General features: G+C 39.9%; 19 protein-coding genes. 6 read left to right on the top strand and 13 right to left on the bottom strand.

Translation table 11 applies throughout. From position 1 onward, the window contains the following. Positions 1–148 precede the first annotated feature (148 nt). Entirely contained in the window at positions 149–1,495 is a 1,347-nt protein-coding gene (locus ACN6OV_RS12640) for a dicarboxylate/amino acid:cation symporter (RefSeq protein WP_427953453.1), read from the bottom strand. Between the two features lie 414 nt (positions 1,496–1,909). Here ACN6OV_RS12640 and ACN6OV_RS12635 point away from each other — a divergent pair, with 414 nt between their 5' ends. After that, a complete protein-coding gene (locus ACN6OV_RS12635; RefSeq protein ID WP_427953451.1) occupies positions 1,910–2,905 on the top strand; it encodes a glycosyl transferase family protein in 996 nt (331 codons plus the stop codon). Between the two features lie 317 nt (positions 2,906–3,222). Here ACN6OV_RS12635 and ACN6OV_RS12630 read toward each other — a convergent pair whose 3' ends face one another. Together ACN6OV_RS12630 and ACN6OV_RS12625 are read right to left on the bottom strand one after the other, a co-directional pair. After that, on the bottom strand, positions 3,223–3,489 hold the full coding sequence (locus tag ACN6OV_RS12630) for a YeaC family protein (RefSeq protein ID WP_086178070.1): 267 nt from the start codon (positions 3,487–3,489) through the stop codon (positions 3,223–3,225). 2 nt (positions 3,490–3,491) lie between these two features. Further along, the gene (locus ACN6OV_RS12625; protein ID WP_086178071.1) at positions 3,492–4,430 is read right to left on the bottom strand and encodes an NAD(+) kinase; all 939 of its coding nucleotides are present in this window, start codon (positions 4,428–4,430) and stop codon (positions 3,492–3,494) included. 152 nt (positions 4,431–4,582) lie between these two features. Between ACN6OV_RS12625 and mrcB the strand changes: the two genes are divergently transcribed. Both mrcB and ACN6OV_RS12615 read left to right on the top strand, forming a co-directional pair. Next, positions 4,583–6,976 (top strand): penicillin-binding protein 1B, encoded by a 2,394-nt coding sequence (gene mrcB, locus ACN6OV_RS12620; protein ID WP_427953448.1) that lies wholly within the window; start codon positions 4,583–4,585, stop codon positions 6,974–6,976. 13 nt (positions 6,977–6,989) lie between these two features. Then, entirely contained in the window at positions 6,990–7,541 is a 552-nt protein-coding gene (locus tag ACN6OV_RS12615; RefSeq protein WP_427953455.1) for a tetratricopeptide repeat protein, read from the top strand. A 90-nt stretch (positions 7,542–7,631) separates the two neighbouring features. Here the strand turns inward: ACN6OV_RS12615 and ACN6OV_RS12610 are convergent, their stop codons facing one another. Continuing rightward, positions 7,632–8,531 carry an NUDIX domain-containing protein gene (locus tag ACN6OV_RS12610; RefSeq protein ID WP_427953446.1) on the bottom strand — a complete coding sequence of 300 codons (900 nt, stop codon included), beginning with the start codon at positions 8,529–8,531 and terminating at the stop codon, positions 7,632–7,634. 139 nt (positions 8,532–8,670) lie between these two features. On the opposite strand from ACN6OV_RS12610, the gene hemP reads away from it, so the two are divergent. Next, a complete protein-coding gene (hemP, locus tag ACN6OV_RS12605; protein ID WP_427953444.1) occupies positions 8,671–8,841 on the top strand; it encodes a hemin uptake protein HemP in 171 nt (56 codons plus the stop codon). A gap of 85 nt (positions 8,842–8,926) precedes the next feature. Here the strand turns inward: hemP and ACN6OV_RS12600 are convergent, their stop codons facing one another. From ACN6OV_RS12600 to ACN6OV_RS12585, 4 genes are all read right to left on the bottom strand, one after another. Then, a complete protein-coding gene (locus ACN6OV_RS12600) occupies positions 8,927–10,273 on the bottom strand; it encodes a sensor histidine kinase (protein WP_427953442.1) in 1,347 nt (448 codons plus the stop codon). A gap of 10 nt (positions 10,274–10,283) precedes the next feature. Next, entirely contained in the window at positions 10,284–10,946 is a 663-nt protein-coding gene (locus ACN6OV_RS12595; protein ID WP_427953440.1) for a response regulator transcription factor, read from the bottom strand. Positions 10,947–11,068: 122 nt separating this feature from the next. Further along, positions 11,069–11,434, bottom strand: a complete 366-nt coding sequence (locus ACN6OV_RS12590) for a NirD/YgiW/YdeI family stress tolerance protein (protein WP_427953438.1) — start codon at positions 11,432–11,434, stop codon at positions 11,069–11,071. Between the two features lie 92 nt (positions 11,435–11,526). After that, a complete protein-coding gene (locus ACN6OV_RS12585) occupies positions 11,527–13,284 on the bottom strand; it encodes a GspE/PulE family protein (protein ID WP_427953436.1) in 1,758 nt (585 codons plus the stop codon). A 197-nt stretch (positions 13,285–13,481) separates the two neighbouring features. On the opposite strand from ACN6OV_RS12585, the gene ACN6OV_RS12580 reads away from it, so the two are divergent. Next, positions 13,482–14,453: a hypothetical protein gene (locus tag ACN6OV_RS12580; RefSeq protein WP_427953434.1), complete on the top strand. Its 972-nt coding sequence runs from the start codon at positions 13,482–13,484 to the stop codon at positions 14,451–14,453. 28 nt (positions 14,454–14,481) lie between these two features. On the opposite strand, the gene tsaA is transcribed toward ACN6OV_RS12580, so the two are convergent. After that, positions 14,482–15,207 carry a tRNA (N6-threonylcarbamoyladenosine(37)-N6)-methyltransferase TrmO gene (gene tsaA, locus ACN6OV_RS12575; RefSeq protein ID WP_427953432.1) on the bottom strand — a complete coding sequence of 242 codons (726 nt, stop codon included), beginning with the start codon at positions 15,205–15,207 and terminating at the stop codon, positions 14,482–14,484. A gap of 105 nt (positions 15,208–15,312) precedes the next feature. On the opposite strand from tsaA, the gene ACN6OV_RS12570 reads away from it, so the two are divergent. Continuing rightward, positions 15,313–16,092: a ferredoxin--NADP reductase gene (locus tag ACN6OV_RS12570; protein ID WP_427953430.1), complete on the top strand. Its 780-nt coding sequence runs from the start codon at positions 15,313–15,315 to the stop codon at positions 16,090–16,092. Positions 16,093–16,174: 82 nt separating this feature from the next. Here ACN6OV_RS12570 and ACN6OV_RS12565 read toward each other — a convergent pair whose 3' ends face one another. From ACN6OV_RS12565 to ACN6OV_RS12550, 4 genes are all read right to left on the bottom strand, one after another. After that, a complete protein-coding gene (locus ACN6OV_RS12565) occupies positions 16,175–16,357 on the bottom strand; it encodes a hypothetical protein (protein ID WP_180005252.1) in 183 nt (60 codons plus the stop codon). A 19-nt stretch (positions 16,358–16,376) separates the two neighbouring features. Further along, positions 16,377–16,628, bottom strand: a complete 252-nt coding sequence (locus tag ACN6OV_RS12560; protein ID WP_180010878.1) for a hypothetical protein — start codon at positions 16,626–16,628, stop codon at positions 16,377–16,379. Between the two features lie 153 nt (positions 16,629–16,781). Then, positions 16,782–17,009 (bottom strand): transposase, encoded by a 228-nt coding sequence (locus tag ACN6OV_RS12555; protein ID WP_257245643.1) that lies wholly within the window; start codon positions 17,007–17,009, stop codon positions 16,782–16,784. 28 nt (positions 17,010–17,037) lie between these two features. Then, on the bottom strand, positions 17,038–17,280 hold the full coding sequence (locus ACN6OV_RS12550) for a transposase family protein (RefSeq protein WP_218952797.1): 243 nt from the start codon (positions 17,278–17,280) through the stop codon (positions 17,038–17,040). Between the last annotated feature and the right edge of the window lie 3 nt (positions 17,281–17,283).

The following is a 17,283-nucleotide window of genomic DNA, read 5'->3' as shown; positions in this document are numbered from 1 at the left end:
TATTTTGATGTGACAAAGCCTGAGTCCTTCTCGTTAAAGTGTTGGTTCGCACTTATATTTTAACGATTTGGGCTCAGATTTTTTTATTTAAATTAAACTATGGGACAGCAGTGGCCGAAGCTTCCTCTTAGAATACTAACGAGATGCATTAAGCATGATGCGTATTGCCTTCTTCTTGCATTAATCGGTCAATTTCTTCTGGGTTCGCCAAAGCAAAATCCAATTTTTCTTTGTCCAATTGACCGACCCATTTCGCAACAACAATTGTTGCCAATGAGTTACCAACAAGGTTCGTTAAAGCACGCGCTTCAGACATGAAACGGTCAATACCTAGAATCAATGCCAGACCCGCTACAGGAATATGTCCCACAGCAGAAAGCGTTGCCGCCATAACAATAAAGCCAGAACCCGTTACACCCGCTGCACCTTTCGATGAAATTAAAAGTACCAATAACAGGGTAATTTGGTGTGAAAGGTCAAGCTGCGTATTGGTTGCTTGTGCAATAAAGATAGCCGCCATGGTTAAGTAGATTGACGTACCATCGAGGTTAAATGAGTAACCTGTAGGAATAACCAAGCCCACAACTGATTTTTCTGCCCCAGCAAGCTCCAATTTTTTAAGCATACGCGGTAAGACAGATTCAGAAGATGAAGTCCCTAATACAATCAATAATTCTTCACGAATCATGCGAATCATTTTCAGGATACTAAAGCCACAAATACGTGCAATTGTGCCCAGTACAAGGAAAACAAACAGTAGACAAGTCACATAGAAGCAGAGAATTAACTGACCTAATTGCGCCAAACTACCAATACCATATTTACCAATAGTATATGCCATTGCACCGAATGCCCCGATTGGTGCAAGCTTCATGATCATATTTACAATATTAAAGAATACTTGTGCAATTTGATCTACGAATTTCAGTACAGGTTTACCGGCATCGCCCAGTTTATGCAGTGCAAAACCGAATAATAAAGCAAACAATAGAACTTGAAGAATTTCACCCTGCGCAAAAGCACCAACCACGGTGTCAGGAATAATATTCATAAAGAATTCCTGAGTGGATTGGGCTGCACCAGATTCAACATATTTAGAAATACCTGAAGTATCTAAAGATGCTGGATCTACGTTCATGCCTACGCCTGGTTTAGCAATATTAATGACTGCTAGACCAATAATGAGTGCAATAGTCGATACAATTTCAAAATACAGTAATGCCACACCACCTGTTTTACCCACAGATTTCATGCTTTCCATACCCGCAATACCACTTACGACAGTACAGAAAATCACAGGTGCAATAATCATTTTGATCAGCTTGATGAAACCTTGTCCTAATGGATAGAACAATTCACCCCAGCCTTTCACGTATTGCTCGGTACCGTTAATAATTTGAGTACCACTTGGCGAGTAATGACCAACCAAGACACCTGCAATAATGGCAACGATCACTTGAAAGTACAGTGACTTATAAATTGGTTTTTTAGCCATAATATTACTTCACGATATATTTCTGCTTTCAAGAAATATTCAGTTTTTGCCTATTTTCAAAAAATAAACAGCCCAAAACCCTTTTGCCATCGGCAAAAGAGCACCAAAGTATTTGATATAAACAAATACGAAAAATACAAAAATGTGCAAAGTGGCTGAGAAATAGCCACATCAGGACCTGATATAAAAATCAGTTCATTGATCAGGAGATGAAACACATACTAAAGTAGGTTAAATTTTACCTGTTTTTTTTAGGCTTGTTGCGCTGTAAATGTTAATTTAGGTCACAAAACAAACACAACTTATTAGACTATAGTCTAAATACAGCATTTTTTAGTCTTAACTTCAGGCTGAAAAATACCGACTATAGAAGTAAACTATCCTTAAGTCCTAGATTTTATGCCAAGCGTCCGAATGAACAATAAACGAAATATTTATAAAGATTTTGAACATCCCTTTGCCCAATTTGTCCGTATTGTCGGCAAAGGCAAAAGTGGTGCCCGCTCACTGACCTATGACGAAGCCTATCAAGCTTTTAGTATGATCTTAAAAGATGAGGTTTTAGATGTGCAATTGGGCGCTTTCTTGATGTTATTGCGGGTAAAAGAAGAATCTGTGGATGAATTGACCGGATTTGTTCAAGCCACGCGCGATCAATTAAACTTTAAACCGCTTGAAGTTGATTTGGATTGGTCATCCTATGCAGGGAAGCGTAAACACTATCCATGGTTTTTACTTGCGGCCTTAACCCTAGCCAAACATGGTTATAAAATCGTAATGCATGGCGCTTCTGGCCACACCATCAACAGGCTTTATACAGAACAAGTATTAGAGTATTTGGGTTTTCCTATTTGCCAAAATGATCATGATGTGGAACAGCAATTAAAACAGCGAAATTTTGCTTATCTTCCATTAGAAGTGATCTCTCCTATTTTGAGTGATTTGATTTCACTGCGTAATGTCATGGGGTTGCGTTCACCGATTCATACCTTGGCACGTTTAATTAATCCCTTTAACGCTAAAGCCACACTGCAAGCGATCTTTCATCCGGCTTATCGCACATCACATCAACGCGCTGCGTTTCAATTGGGTTATCAAAATAGTGCGGTGATTAAAGGTGAAGGCGGTGAGTTTGAACGCAATCCCGATGCTAAAACATTAATTTGCGGAATCAAAGACGGTGAAATGTATGAACATGAATTACCAAAACTGACCGATAATCGTAGCCCCGTTGAAGAAGAATTAGATTTAGCCATATTTAAAGCCGTGTGGGACGGTCAACAAGCGCATGAATATGGTGAAATTGCGGTCATAGAAACTATGGGCATTGCACTATATAGCATGGGTGTTTGTCCAAGCTATGAAGAGGCTATGCTCAAAGCTAAAGCACTTTGGGCAGATCGGTTCTAATCTAATTTTTCAGTTCATAATGGATGTTCCCTCTCCTTTTAAAGGATGAGCGTAGTTACGCACAAGAGGGAGAGGATTTAGATGAAAACTCCCCCCTCATCCTCTTGCGGAGCATGCTCCTCATCCCTGAGCCATATATGGCGCAAGAGAAGGAACTGTTCATGACTAATTTAATCTCTAATTCTGAACATTTTTTGACTTTTTCAAGAGATCTATTTTAGTTTTATTGATTGCATTGAAAGATTTTTTACTTATTTTTGAGATTTAAAAAAGCCATATGATTGCTCTAACCATATGGCTTTTTGAAGTGAATTCGATTAGACAAAACGAATTGGCTTGAACTCTGGCTCTTCAACATGTGAGTCGCAATGTTCGTCTTCTTCTTTCGTTCCACGGTCAATATAACCACTACGCTCTTCTTCAGGCAAATGTTTAATTTCCCACGCGTACACTGCTTGCATACAAATCTGACGTTGTTCTTGAGTCAGTGCAACGCCATTGGGCCATTTACCAATTTCAATTGCCGTTTTAAGTCGACCAACTATTTCAGGATCGAGTACGGCAAGCATCTGTTCAATATTCATAATTAATCCTGCTTTAATGAGTCAAAATCTTGGTTCCAACCGAGTTTGGTACGACACGCCATATAGAAGTCATAACCGGGTGGATGTAATAAGTTGAGCTTAAATGGATGTTTACGGATATGTAAACTATCGCCTACACCCAATGATACACTGTGTTGGCCGTCGGCACTAACCATTGGTAATACACGGTTTTCACGAATGAGTATTTTGATTTCGCTTTGACCACCGACCACAATTGGGCGTGATGACAAAGTATGAGGATGCATCGGCACCAAGGCAATCGCATCCATACTCGGATGTACAATTGGTCCACCACCAGAAAGTGCGTAGGCAGTTGAACCGGTTGGGGTTGAAACGATCAAACCATCACTGTGCTGACGATAAACATATTGCCCATCAATATTCAGTTCAAAGTCGATCATATGCACAGACTTACCGGAATGCAGCACAATATCGTTTAAAGCCACGGCATCATAAATCGACTCGCCTTTGGAGCGAATTTCCATTTCCAATAAGAAACGGCGATCGAGCTGAAATTCACCTTTCAGCACTTGGTCTAGCTTAAAAATCACTTCAGTCGGTTTGATATCGGTTAAAAAACCCAAGCGGCCACGGTTTACACCAATCACAGGCGTATTATGCTTTACCAACGCGCGCGCAGCATGCAGTAAAGAACCATCACCACCGACAACAATAACTAAATCGACGACTTCACCAAGCAGTGCACGGCTCACGGTTTGAGTATTGTTATAAGGAACCAATTGCGCTGTTTGCGTATCAAATACAGGATGTAATCCTAAACTCAAGATATGATCATGGATCAAACATAGGGTTTCGATCACGGATGATTTATCTGGACGACCAATCAACCCAATGTTTCGAAATGATTTATGTGAAATTTGCACCTGCGCCATTGCTCCGCTTCGCCTCGGCCATATCATATCACTAACAGAAATGATTTAAAAAAACTTTAAAGTGTCTACTTTAGTCATGTTCATATCGACATTTTGCATACATATAACAGATTAATTATTGCAAAATGCTGAAAAGCTTCGCATGATTAGCAAAATTTCTCAGGGTCTGATCATTATTTATGAAGTCTGAACGTGGCATAGGCTTAATTGCACTTATTTTCTCACTGCTGATTATCGGTGGATTTATAGTGTTCAGCATTTATCTCATTCGTCTTGATAATATTGTACGGGATAAATTTGAAGGTCAGCGTTGGGATATTCCAGCCAAAGTATTTGCGCGTCCTTTAGAAATTTATTCGAATGCACCCGTCAGCCAAGCAGATTTCAACGAAGAATTGAAACTCTTGGGTTATAAGTCACAAAATAGTTATGCAAAAACCGGAAGCTATGTCACTTCAGGTAATGTCACTTATGTACATACACGTGGCTTCGATTTTGGTGACAGTGTCGACCCAGAACAAGTGCTTAAAGTAACTTTTGATCAAGATCAAATTACCGAAGTCAGTGCAACTAAACCCTCAAGCAGTGGGATTGCCCGTTTAGAGCCAATGCTAATTGGTGGGATTTACCCGCAGCACAATGAAGACCGTGTGCTGATTAAACTGGATAAAGTGCCTAAGCCACTTATTCAAGCTTTAATTGCAACCGAAGACCGCAACTTCTATCAACATCATGGCATTTCTTTCCGTGGTACTGCACGTGCTATTGTCAGCAACATCACTGGTGGTAAACGACAAGGTGGTTCAACCCTAACTCAGCAGTTGGTTAAAAACTTCTATTTATCCCCTGAAAAAACCATTAAGCGTAAAGCCAATGAAGCATTAATGGCGATGCTGATTGAATTGCATTATGACAAAGATGAAATTCTGGAAACTTATTTAAATGAAGTGAACTTAGGCCAAAACGGTAACTATTCTATTAATGGCTATGGTTTAGCCTCACAATTCTATTTTGGTTTACCGCTGCGTGAATTAAATATTGCTCAGCAGGCTTATTTAGTCGGTTTAGTCCAAGGCCCTACCCTGTATAACCCTTGGAAAAATCCAGAACTGGCAAAAAAACGTCGTGATATCGTCCTCAACAACATGGTGGTCATGGGCTATTTAACCCAAGAACAATATGAAACTGAGTCTGCACGTCCATTAAATGTAATTTCCAAACCGACTTTAGGTCCATCACGTTTCCCAGACTTTATGGATATTGTGCGCCGTCAATTACGTACTGAATATCAAGAAAGTGATTTGACCAATCAGGGTTTACGTATTTTCACAACCCTAGATCCAATCGCACAAACCCATGTACAAAGTGCATTTAAAGATTCTGTTGAACGTTTAAGTAAAGCGAATCCTGCGCGTTTAAAAGAATTACAAGGCGCAGTATTGGTTTCCCATCCTGAAAATGGTGAATTGGTTGCCGCTGTGGGGTCGACACAAGACTTCACTGGTTTTAACCGGACCATGGATGCCAAACGTCAAGTCGGTTCGTTATTGAAACCGGTCATTTACCTCAGTGCGATTGAATCCAACCGTTATAACTGGGCAAGTCAAATTCAAGATAGCCCAATTAGCATTCAAAGTGATGGCAAAGCATGGACACCGAAAAACTATAGTGGTGGTGCACATGGTGTGGTGCCAATGGTTGATGCGCTCTCCAACTCTTATAACTTATCGGCAGTCCGTTTAGGTCAAGAGTTGGGTATGTCGACCTTTATTAATCACCTGAAAAAGTTTGGTGTAACCTCAAACATTCCAAATTATCCGTCAATCTACCTCGGTGCTATTGATATGTCACCGATGGAAGTAATGAGTATTTACGGTAACTTTGCAACAGGTGGTTTTAAATATCCAACCAAAGCGATTCGTTCAGTTGTGGATTCAAATGGTCGTCTACTTGACCGCTATAGCTTAACCGTACAACCGACGATTTCTCCTGATGCAGCCTTTATTTTAAACTATGGTTTGCAACAGGTAATGAGCTCAGGTACAGGTCGCTCGGCTTATGCCTCATTACCTGCTTCACTGAAGTTGGCTGGTAAATCTGGTACCACCAACGATACACGTGACTCTTGGTTTGCAGGCTATTCGGGTAATTATTTAAGTGTGGTGTGGCTAGGTCTGGACGATAACAAAGTTACAGGTTTAACCGGTTCATCGGGCGCACTCCCAGTTTGGACCAATGTGATGAAACAGTTGCGTCAAAAACCGGTGAATTTACGTCAACCTGATAACGTGCAATGGCACTGGCTTGACCGTTATTCAGGTAATTTGTCGGCAGAACATTGTACTGGTGCCATGTACATTCCACTGAATCGTAATTCGATTCCAAATCAGGCAACGGCTTGTGGCTCTACACAATATGAAGTAGAACCTTACACAGTTGATACTGAAGAAACGCAGCCAAACAGTGAACAAAATGATAGTTTAGGCGACTACATTCGTGAAAGTGATTTGGAAAATGATCAAGGTAGTCATGATCAGCAACGAATCATCTCAAGTGGAGAGTATTCAAATTAAACTGTATTTTTCAATGACCTTAAAATGGTTTTGCCTTCCAAGTTTAGCACTGCTGAGCTTGGCGGGTTGTCAAAATATCATTCAGACTGAGCCTGAAACAAAACCTCAGGTTCAAAATGAAAAAAAATCTGACATTCATGCTCCCTCTGGTGTGATCATTCACCCTTATGATCGTCCTGAAATTAAACGTCAGCGGATTGTCATTCCAGAACAAAAGCCTCAAATCCAAAAGTTTGAGGATGGCCGTAACTTGCCTGCCTTTAAAAAGCTGATGCAAACCACCCAAACAGCGTATGCCAATGGCAAATGGAATGAGGCTGAAGCTGCTGCAACACAAGCACAGCGTTTAGCGCCACAGTCGGCTGAAACATTTTTATATTTAGCCATGATTGCCAATCGCAAAAACCAACCTGCAAATGCAGAGTCACTTGCCCTACGTGGCTTAAGCTATGCGCAAACCAAGCCGATGAAAACCCAACTTTGGAATGTCGTGCTAAAAGCAGGTCAAATGCAAAAAAAAACCAGCACCATCAATAAAGCACAACAAGCACTGAAATCACTCTAATCTCGTAATAAAAAAATCCTCAGCAATGAAAATTCAACTGAGGCTTTTTTATGCATACTACCTTTTAGTAAGTAACACTAGAATAGAAAGTTAAATATGACGAATACCTGCGATTCCGTATGCACCATGTTGTTTTGCAATAGCGAATAACTTTTTTTGCATGCCGCCTAAGGCAAACACTGGAATATCGAGTGATTGTGCAATCTGTTCAAATTTTTCCCAACCTAAAGTGACATCATTCGGGTGTGTGTCTGTAGGCAATACAGGACTAAGTAATATCGCGTCACAGCCAATTTTTTGGGCATGTTGTGCAGAGACCACGTCATGACACGCGGCAAGATAGCGACAACCAAGGGTTAAATCTTCTGCTTGGCACTGCATGAGTTGATTTTGCTTTAAATGAATGGCGGAAATATGTCGTTGAACTTCAGGAGTCAATTTACGCCATAGCTCTACGTTAATGATCATTTGTTGTAAAAGAACAGTCGGCAGCTGATTGAGCGCTTGAGCATTTTCATCCGTTGCCTCTACGCGCCAGTAATACAATAATTCAGGATTGAAATTTTCAAGCATCGGCAGTGTTTTACCAATTTTAATCTGTTCAGCCCAATATAATCGCTGAATCATGCTTCGATTGGCTTGAGGAAAATTCAATTCCAGCAATTGGCTCCGTGTATACCAGGCCCAAGGCTGTTGAATTTCATTCAGCAATGCGGTCGGTACAACCGCATGGAATAGATGCAATCTAACAATCACATCTTCATATTCATGCTGGATAAAATCAAACTTGTTCCACTCATGTAGCCCAATCCCGACTTCTTCAAAAATTTCACGACGGCAGGCTTGCTCAGGTGTCTCACCCTCCTCTACTTTCCCGCCCGGAAATTCATGCTTATTGCCCTGATGCTGTTTGGCCTTACGCCACCCGACTAACACTTTGTCTTGATGCAATAAAATGGCGATCGCCACATCAAGTTGAGGTTTAGACATTGCTCTTGCTCTATTCCATTTAATGCCTAAGTGTAAGCAAATTTAGCTTTTTTATAAATTAATAAAAATATCGTTGACAGATGTATTTGATAATGATTATCATTTCAATCATTCAAAAATACACCACGGAGTCGATGGAATGAACGCACCTTTTAGCTTTTTTACTCGCAACAACGAAACACACCACTCACTACCAATGCTACATTCAAACAACCTTTTTGCATTAGGTCGTGAAATTCGCATTATGCATGCTGGTGAAGAATATCGCTTACGTTTAACCCGTAATAACCGCCTAATTTTGACCAAATAATTTCCTGATAATAATAATCAGCGCAATAACAAAAATCGTGGACAGCAGCAGTATGCGCATGCGTACTGCTTTTTAGTTTTTTCAATCATACATTTAGGTTTTCAATTTCTAATTTATTATATGGAAAGGTCAAATTCAGCTTTAAACCACCCAAGGCTGAGGCTTGAATATCTAAGTCACCGTGATGCAATTGAATAATCTTTTGCGCAATGGAAATCCCTAAACCCGAACCGGAAGTTTTGGTTCCCAGTACCCGATAAAATCGTTCACCAATGCGGTTTAATTGCTCTTGACTAATACCCCCACCCGAATTTTCAATCATCCAAACAATCTGATGCGCCAATGTATGCATCTGAATTTTCACAGCTCCCTGTTCAGGACTATAACGAATCGCATTATCGATTAAATTACGCAAAGCACTAAACATCAGTTCAGTATTCATCGACATCGTGATTGACTGGGTTTGAATGGAAAATTCGATCTGCTTCTGCTCTGAGAATGGCGCTAAGGCTTCTAATGCTTGCAAAGTTATTTGTTCTAAATCTGCTTGTTTTTTCTGAAGCTGATCCGTTTGAGTCGGATCTAATCGAGCAAGCATCAGTAAGTTCTCTAAAACCCGCGTTCCTCGGCTAACATCTTGCTGAATCGCATTTAAATCAGGTTGTATCTCTGGATATTTACGTTGTAGCACCTGTAAACGCATTTGAATGGCCGATAGCGGCGAACGTAACTCATGTGACGCATCCGAAGTGAAACGCTGTTCTGCTTGCAATGCAGCATCCAAACGCTGTAGTAAATGATTGAGCTGCGTTTGGATCGGTTCCAATTCTTTCAGTGCAGGGCTGGCTAAAGCAATCGGCGCCAAATCATCGACACTTTTTTGCGCAATTTGGCTGGAAAATAGCTGTAAACTCTGTAGTCGGCGCTTAATTAAAATATGTAGCAGGAGCCATTGAATCAACCAAACCACCAGTAAAATGGCCGAGTAACCCACCACACTTTGTAAACTTTCTTTAAAACGTACTTTTATCGGCTGCAAAATTTGCACACTGAGTTGATCATCTTGCTGCTGATAACTACGCCAAAGCTGCCCATCTTCCCAGATAAAATGATGACCATGTTCAAATGTCATTTGTGGAAAATGCTGATGCTGATTTTCCGATTCGGTCAGCACTTGAGCGCCACGTGTAAGCTGATAATGGATCTCAAACTCGTCACTCAGCTCATCCACTTGTTCTGCGGTTTTTTGCGTGAGATCTGTCGATAGCAGCATATCTGCAACTTGATCCATCAGCTCATCATGCACATCCATCATGTAATACAGACTAAAACCCAACATTAAAAATAGCGAAATCACACCTGCCCAGACCGCACTTAGCAGTGAGGTTTTGATCAGTTGGCTTTGCAGTGAAATGCTCTTTTGAGTCTGCATCGTTTTAACCTTACTCAGGTAGATTCATTCGATAACCCAACCCACGGATGGTTTTAATATATTCGCTACCAATTTTTTTCCGCAGTTGGTAAATAAACACCTCTATGGCATTACTTTCGACTTCATCGCCCCATGCATATAACGACTCCTCCAGTTGGCTGCGCGTCATAATATGTTCAGGGTTCAGCATCATTTTATGCAGGATTTGATATTCCCGAGAGGTTAACTCGATACGGATGGCATTCTTATGTAAAGTTTTGGCTTGTATATCCAAACGTAAGTCACCAAAACTGAGGCAATTATTGACCTGCTGATGCTGTGTCCTCAGTTGCGCCCGTACGCGTGCAGAAAGCTCTTCCAAGCTAAAGGGTTTGATCAAATAATCATGTGCGCCTAAATCCAAACCTTCGACACGATCGGCAATACTATCGCGTGCCGTCAAAAAAAGTACTGGCGCCTGCGGATAGATTTTGATGAGTTGCTTTAAAATTTCATCACCTGTAACTTGAGGCAAACCACGATCTAATAAGACACAGTCATAATGATGCTGTTCCAAAGCCAAAATTGCATGGTCACCACGCTCGACCCAATCCACGCTATACCCATCCATTTCCAACCAAGTTTTTATACTTTCAGCTTGGGATGCATCATCTTCGGCAAGTAATATTCGCATAAACCGTCCTATGTTTTGACTTGTCTATTGTCTTTAGTGTAGCGAAAAAATATTGAATCAAAAAACCACATCCTGAGATGTGGTTTTTCTAAATTTAGATTAACTTTTCAATTTCCAACACTTTAAAACCTAACCAGATCGACATCAATTTCAACACGTTTGGTCGGCTTATAATCCACATCAACTTCACCCATTAAGGTCACAGGTGTTTTTGCAGAAATCGCTTTTCCGTGCCAAAGTTCATCATCAATATCTACCGTGATGCTACCGGTGGCATCACGGAATTGATATTTTTCATCACCGATCGATTTCACCACATAACCTTTCAACTGAACTTTTGTATTATCTTTTAGGTTTAAGGCTTGTTTCACCGTTGTGGTTTTTACAGCAACCGCTGCTTGATTCACTGCGGTATCGGCATGCGCTACAGCAATGCCTGCAACACCAACTAAACCCAAACTCAACACCACATTTCTTAACATGTTCATCTTCAACCTCATTGACTGTGTTTATTTCGATATCACTATTGAAACAAAGTAAAATGAGGCGAATCTTAAGAAACTCGAGATTGAAAATAATCTTAATTTAGCGGTACAACTCTTAAGACTTCTTCCAAAGTGGTTGTTCCTGCCAACACTTTACGTGCCCCTGCAATACGTAAAGGCTCAATCTGTTCTTTACGGGCCTGCTGACGCAATTGATTCAGCGTTGCATTTGCCCCAATCAACTGTTTGGTCTCGAGGCTGAGTGGCATAAACTCATAAATCCCCACACGGCCTTTATATCCGGTTTGACGGCATTCATCACAGCCAACAGCTTCATAAACAAAATTCGGCATTTCAATCGCATAATCAAAGGTCAGATGTTTCCACTCTTGCTCATTGATAAACGTTTCACGTTTACAATGTGGGCAAAGCTGACGCACCAAACGCTGTGCCAATACCCCTAAAATGGTTGCTGCTGTTAAAAAAGGTTGAATGCCCAAATCGTGTAAACGGGTCAAACTCGATGGCGCATCATTGGTATGCAGGGTCGATAAAACCAAGTGGCCGGTAAGCGCTGCTTGAATCGCCATATTGGCAGTATCATGGTCACGAATCTCCCCAACCATAATAATATCGGGGTCTTGACGCATTAAAGCACGCACACCATCGGCAAAACCTAGCTCAATGCCTGTATTAACCTGCATTTGGTTAAAGCTAGGCTCTAACATTTCAATCGGGTCTTCAATGGTACAGACGTTGACTTCTTCGGTTGCCAGTTGTTTCAGCGACGAATATAAAGTGGTGGTTTTCCCTGAACCGGTTGGGCCAGTCACCAAAATAATGCCGTGACTATGTCCCGTTAAGGTTTTCCAATCGTCGAGTAAGCGTCCATCAAAACCCAATTGTTGAAAGCTACGGACTAAAACTTCGGGGTCAAAGATACGCATCACCAACTTTTCACCAAAAGCCGTCGGTAAAGTCGAAAGACGGAGTTCGGTTTCCTGCCCTTTCGGTGTACGGGTTTTTAAACGGCCATCTTGGGGCTTACGTTTTTCCGCAACGTTCATCCGACCTAAAATTTTAATCCGCGATACTACGGCAGTTAAGGTATTGGCTGGCATGTTGTAAATAGTATGTAGTACCCCATCAATACGGAAACGGACTTTCCCGGTATCTTTTCGCGGCTCGAGATGAATATCACTTGCCCCCTGCTCAAAGGCAAATTGCAGCACCCAGTCCACCAACTTCACAATATGCTGATCATTGGCATCAGGGTTTTGGGTATCGCCTAATTGCAATAAGGCTTCGACACCTTTATTTTCCCGATCATAATTTGAAGATTTTTGTGAATTACTCACCGCACGGCTGACTTGGTAATATTCAACCAAATAGCGCTGTAATTGATCTGGACTGAGTAAGACGCGTTGAATTTTACGTGGTAAAACCGTACGTTCTAAGTTGGCAACCCATTCATTTTTATACGGTTGGTCAGTCGCAATCAGTACATGTTCATTTTGTAACTCTACAGCAAGAATACCATTTCGTACCGCAAACTCTTGTGACATGACACTGGTAAGCGCTGCAACATCTGCTTTAAGCGGGTCAATAATATAAAACGGTAAACCTGATTTTTCTGCTAACCACTGGCAAAGTCGATTTAAGGTCAGGGTCGATTGAGGATGACTTTGATCAACCAAATTAAAATTTGAGATCCATTGTAAAGGATGCCATTTCAACTGTTCACGCTGACGGTGCGTGGTTTGGATCAGCATTTTGTCTCTTTCAGTAATGCGTCCGTTTTTTTGTAATTGGTCTAAACACCAAGATGTATCGATTTCAAAATTAAAAGTCATTGTTATATGTCCCCAAACATCCGTTCACTATAACAAATATTCAGTATGAGGAACTTATTGCCATCACCGTTTTATGTTCTTGCCTAAAATTCACTCGTCGGTTTGTATTGAAAATTACTACTACTTCACAACATTTATCTTATAATTAATTGCTTTTCAAAAACTTTTATAACAACGATGACCTAAGAAGACAACATATGAAATTAAAATTACTTGCACTGAGTACTATGACCTTATTAACTTTAACTGCCTGTGGTGGTGGCGGTAGTTCATCCTCAAATAACAACTTAAATGAAAGTCCATCTATACCTAATTCGACTTTTCAACAGTGGTCTACTTTTGAACTGGATAGCCAAAGTGATGTGCTTTCCTATGAAAGTGAAAAAGCGACAATAGATAATGGAAAATTCTATGTCTTAGGAAATATGGATGATTCCTTTAGTGTGACTACAAATGGATTATACGATCAAGGTCCATTGCACAATACCTATGGTTATCTGAATGGCAATATCACCATCAATAATAATGTATGGACTGTTAATCCTTATTCATCAATCAATTCAACAGGTTTAAGGTTTGCAAACACAATGAAGCCGTTCAAGCTTGAAGGTGAAAATATGGCTGCGAAAGTTGATCCTTATAACCATTGGATACTAAAAAACAATCTTAATGATGCAAATAATTATATATCCAGTGGTGCTGTGAAATATCTAACTGCTATATCGAAAGTTAAATTTCCAGCAGGAGCTACCTGTTTACAATTAAACAAAGTGACTAATACTGAGCAGTATTTAGATCTCTTTAATGATACAGATAATACTGATCAAGAAATATTAGCAGACCGGTGGAATGATCTCAGTACAGATATCAATGCTAAAAAATACATCATGAAAGATACCATTGCATACACGATAACTGATGAGGATGAAAGTGAATATGGCGTGGCACAATATAAAAATCGTTTATATGACGCCTATCTTTATCAAAAGGGTGTTGAATATGATCTCCAAGCGTTAATTAAATCTGTTGATGCTTTAGCCAATGCTGCAACGAACGCTACAGAAAAAACTCAAATTCTGGAATTTAAAAAGTTAGTCGAGAATTCTTGTAGCCTATATAACGATGTCGCGATGAATGCAATTCAGCAAAATTTTGAATCCAATAAATAATTTATAAGTTGAATTGAACAAGGAGTTTTTAAAGCTCCTTGTGTTCACACTGAATTTCAAGCACTTCTACATCAAAACCAATCATCCTAAACTTCACATTCAATCCAGCAAACAACATGCCATATACTCGCCCCGCATCATGTTGATATGCAGGTCGTGGATCTAAAGATAACACCTCTTGTAACTCGAAAACTGTCTGTATCTCTAAAGAACCCATAGCGATCAACTGATCTTTTTGCAGTTCAGCTGCTTCTGACCAAATCACTTGTTTACGTACAGGTTCATCCTGAGCATAACCACTTTGCGCATCCATCACGGCATCTGAATATTGAATATAAGGTTTAATATCTAAAATAGGCGTGCCATCCAACAAGTCACTGCCTGTCACGTATATTCGTACTGATTTTCCGATCTTCTTTACTTCTTTGAGTTGTACCACAGACAAACCCATTGGCGAAGGTCGATACATACTGCGTGTGGCAAATACGCCTATTTTCTTATTCCCACCCAAACGTGGTGGACGTACTTGCGGACGGAATTTTGTGGACTCCGCATTTTTATTGTCATGAAACTGCCAAATCAGCCAAAGATGACTAAATTCCTCAATCCCCTCAAATGCCATTAAGTCATTATAGGGTTCAAGCATTTCAATATAAGATTCGACCTGAACTAAATTTGGCTGACGCGGAATACCAAATTTTTCTCGGTAGGGAGATTTCATATACCCAATTATTGGTATTTTAAGCTCAGTCATAATCACTTTTTCTGATAAGTTCAATTAAATATATTCAGTTTATCGAGAATGAATTTAGATTAGAATAGTACGCTGTCCTAATTTGATAATTTATTGAGACCTTTAATGGCTGCTTTTAACGTCGAAAAGATTACTCACGTCCACCATTGGAATGATACTTTATTCTCTTTTAAAACGACTCGCGACACGGCGTTACGTTTTAAAAACGGTCAGTTTGTGATGATCGGTCTTGAATTAAATGGTAAGCCTTTAATGCGCGCTTATTCTATTGCTAGCGCAAACTATGAAGAAGAGTTAGAGTTTTTCTCTATTAAAGTTCCAGATGGGCCTTTAACGTCGATTTTACAAAAAGTAAAAGTGGGCGACGAAATTTTAGTTTCTAAAAAACCAACAGGAACTTTAGTTCTGGATGACTTAAATCCGGGTAAAAACTTATACCTACTTTCTTCTGGTACAGGGCTTGCTCCGTTCCTTTCAGTCATTCGTGACCCTGAAACTTACGAACGTTTTGAAAAAATTATCGTGGTTCACGGTACACGTTTTATTTCAGAATTGGCTTACCAAGATTTAATTCTTGACGAAGTTCCAAACCACGAATTCTTTGGTGAATTAGGTGCGAAAGAAAAATTAGTTTACTACCCAACGGTAACGCGTGAAGAATTCCACACTCAAGGTCGTGTCACCACTGCAATTGAGTCTGGTCAATTATTTGAAAAAATTGGTTTACCACGTTTCAACCCAGAAACTGACCGTGCAATGCTTTGTGGTAGCCCTGCTTTCCTTGACGACGTTGCTGCACTACTTGATCAACACGGTCTTAAAGAATCACCTAAAATGGGTGTGCTCGGTGACTACGTGATCGAACGTGCATTCGTTGAAAAATAAGATTTCTTATTATTTCCAATAATATTGGATCAAAAAACCGAGCTATTTAGCTCGGTTTTTTATTGCTATCATCACGAAAAAATTAACGTCCACGGCCTTCTTGGTTTGCAGACCCTGAACAACCTGCGCCCCCCCCAATAATAAAACCTCTTTCCGCCTTACATGAACCGATCATACGACCATGTGAGTCAAATGTAGTAACCGTCGATGCACAACCCGTCAGTACAACCGTTGCTACTAATGCAATAAGTGCTGATAATTTCACAATATTTCCCCTCTATTATTTACGGTGCTAAATTAATCTGATTTTGACTTGGTGGTACTGGTAATAGTCCAGTCTTGGCATCCACTGTATTGTAATTCACACCAATCGCATTGCCTGAGCCACCACAATGGGCACTGGCAGTCGAAAGTAAACCACGTGTTGCTTTACATGATCCAATCACCTGACCAGTTGCATCATAGGTCACAACTTTCGAGCTACACCCAGTAATTAACAACACAGCACCTACGACTAAAAATTTAATTATTTTCACTACACCCTCTGCTAAAAATCTCTAAAATATCCAGTTTATTTTTAGAAATTACTTACATTACTTATACTTAATTTAAATTCTATCAAAATGTTTTTATTTGTAAAGAAATAAATATTATGTGAATTTAAAAATATATTAGACCTCTTGCATAAATCATTTTTTATCCAACTCCATATTGTAAACCCCAGCAATTAAATTGAATCGTAATCCCAGTCTTTTATCTCTATTTCGATAACGCTCAGCCAAAATTTTAAAGGTTTTAAGGCAACCAAATATGTGCTCAATCCCAATTCTTCTTTTGTTGATCTCTTGGTTATAAATTTTAAGTTCAGGATCTAACTTACAGTGACGTTTAGCTTTTGATAGCAACAGACTATTCACATATACAACATAAATTCTCTGATAACCCTTATCTGCGAGGATAAAAGCCCCCTATAGGAATCTGATTAAAGTTGCGTTTAAAGAGCTCAAAATCATGTACTGAACCTCGATCAGCGCATAAACTCAGAATTCTCTGAGTTTTATAATGAATGATGGCTTGTACTTTAAAGGTGTATTTCTTTTTCTTGCCACTATAGCTTTTCTTCTGTTTTTTAGACCTTTGGATTGGAATTTCTGTGGCATGCTTAAATGAACAAGCGTCTAAGGACATCCA

Origin of the sequence: Acinetobacter sp. (genome assembly GCF_050285345.1) — a bacterium.
GTDB lineage: Bacteria > Pseudomonadota > Gammaproteobacteria > Pseudomonadales > Moraxellaceae > Acinetobacter.
Note: the sequence above shows the minus strand (reverse complement) of the source record. Positions and strands in the feature narration are given on the sequence as shown.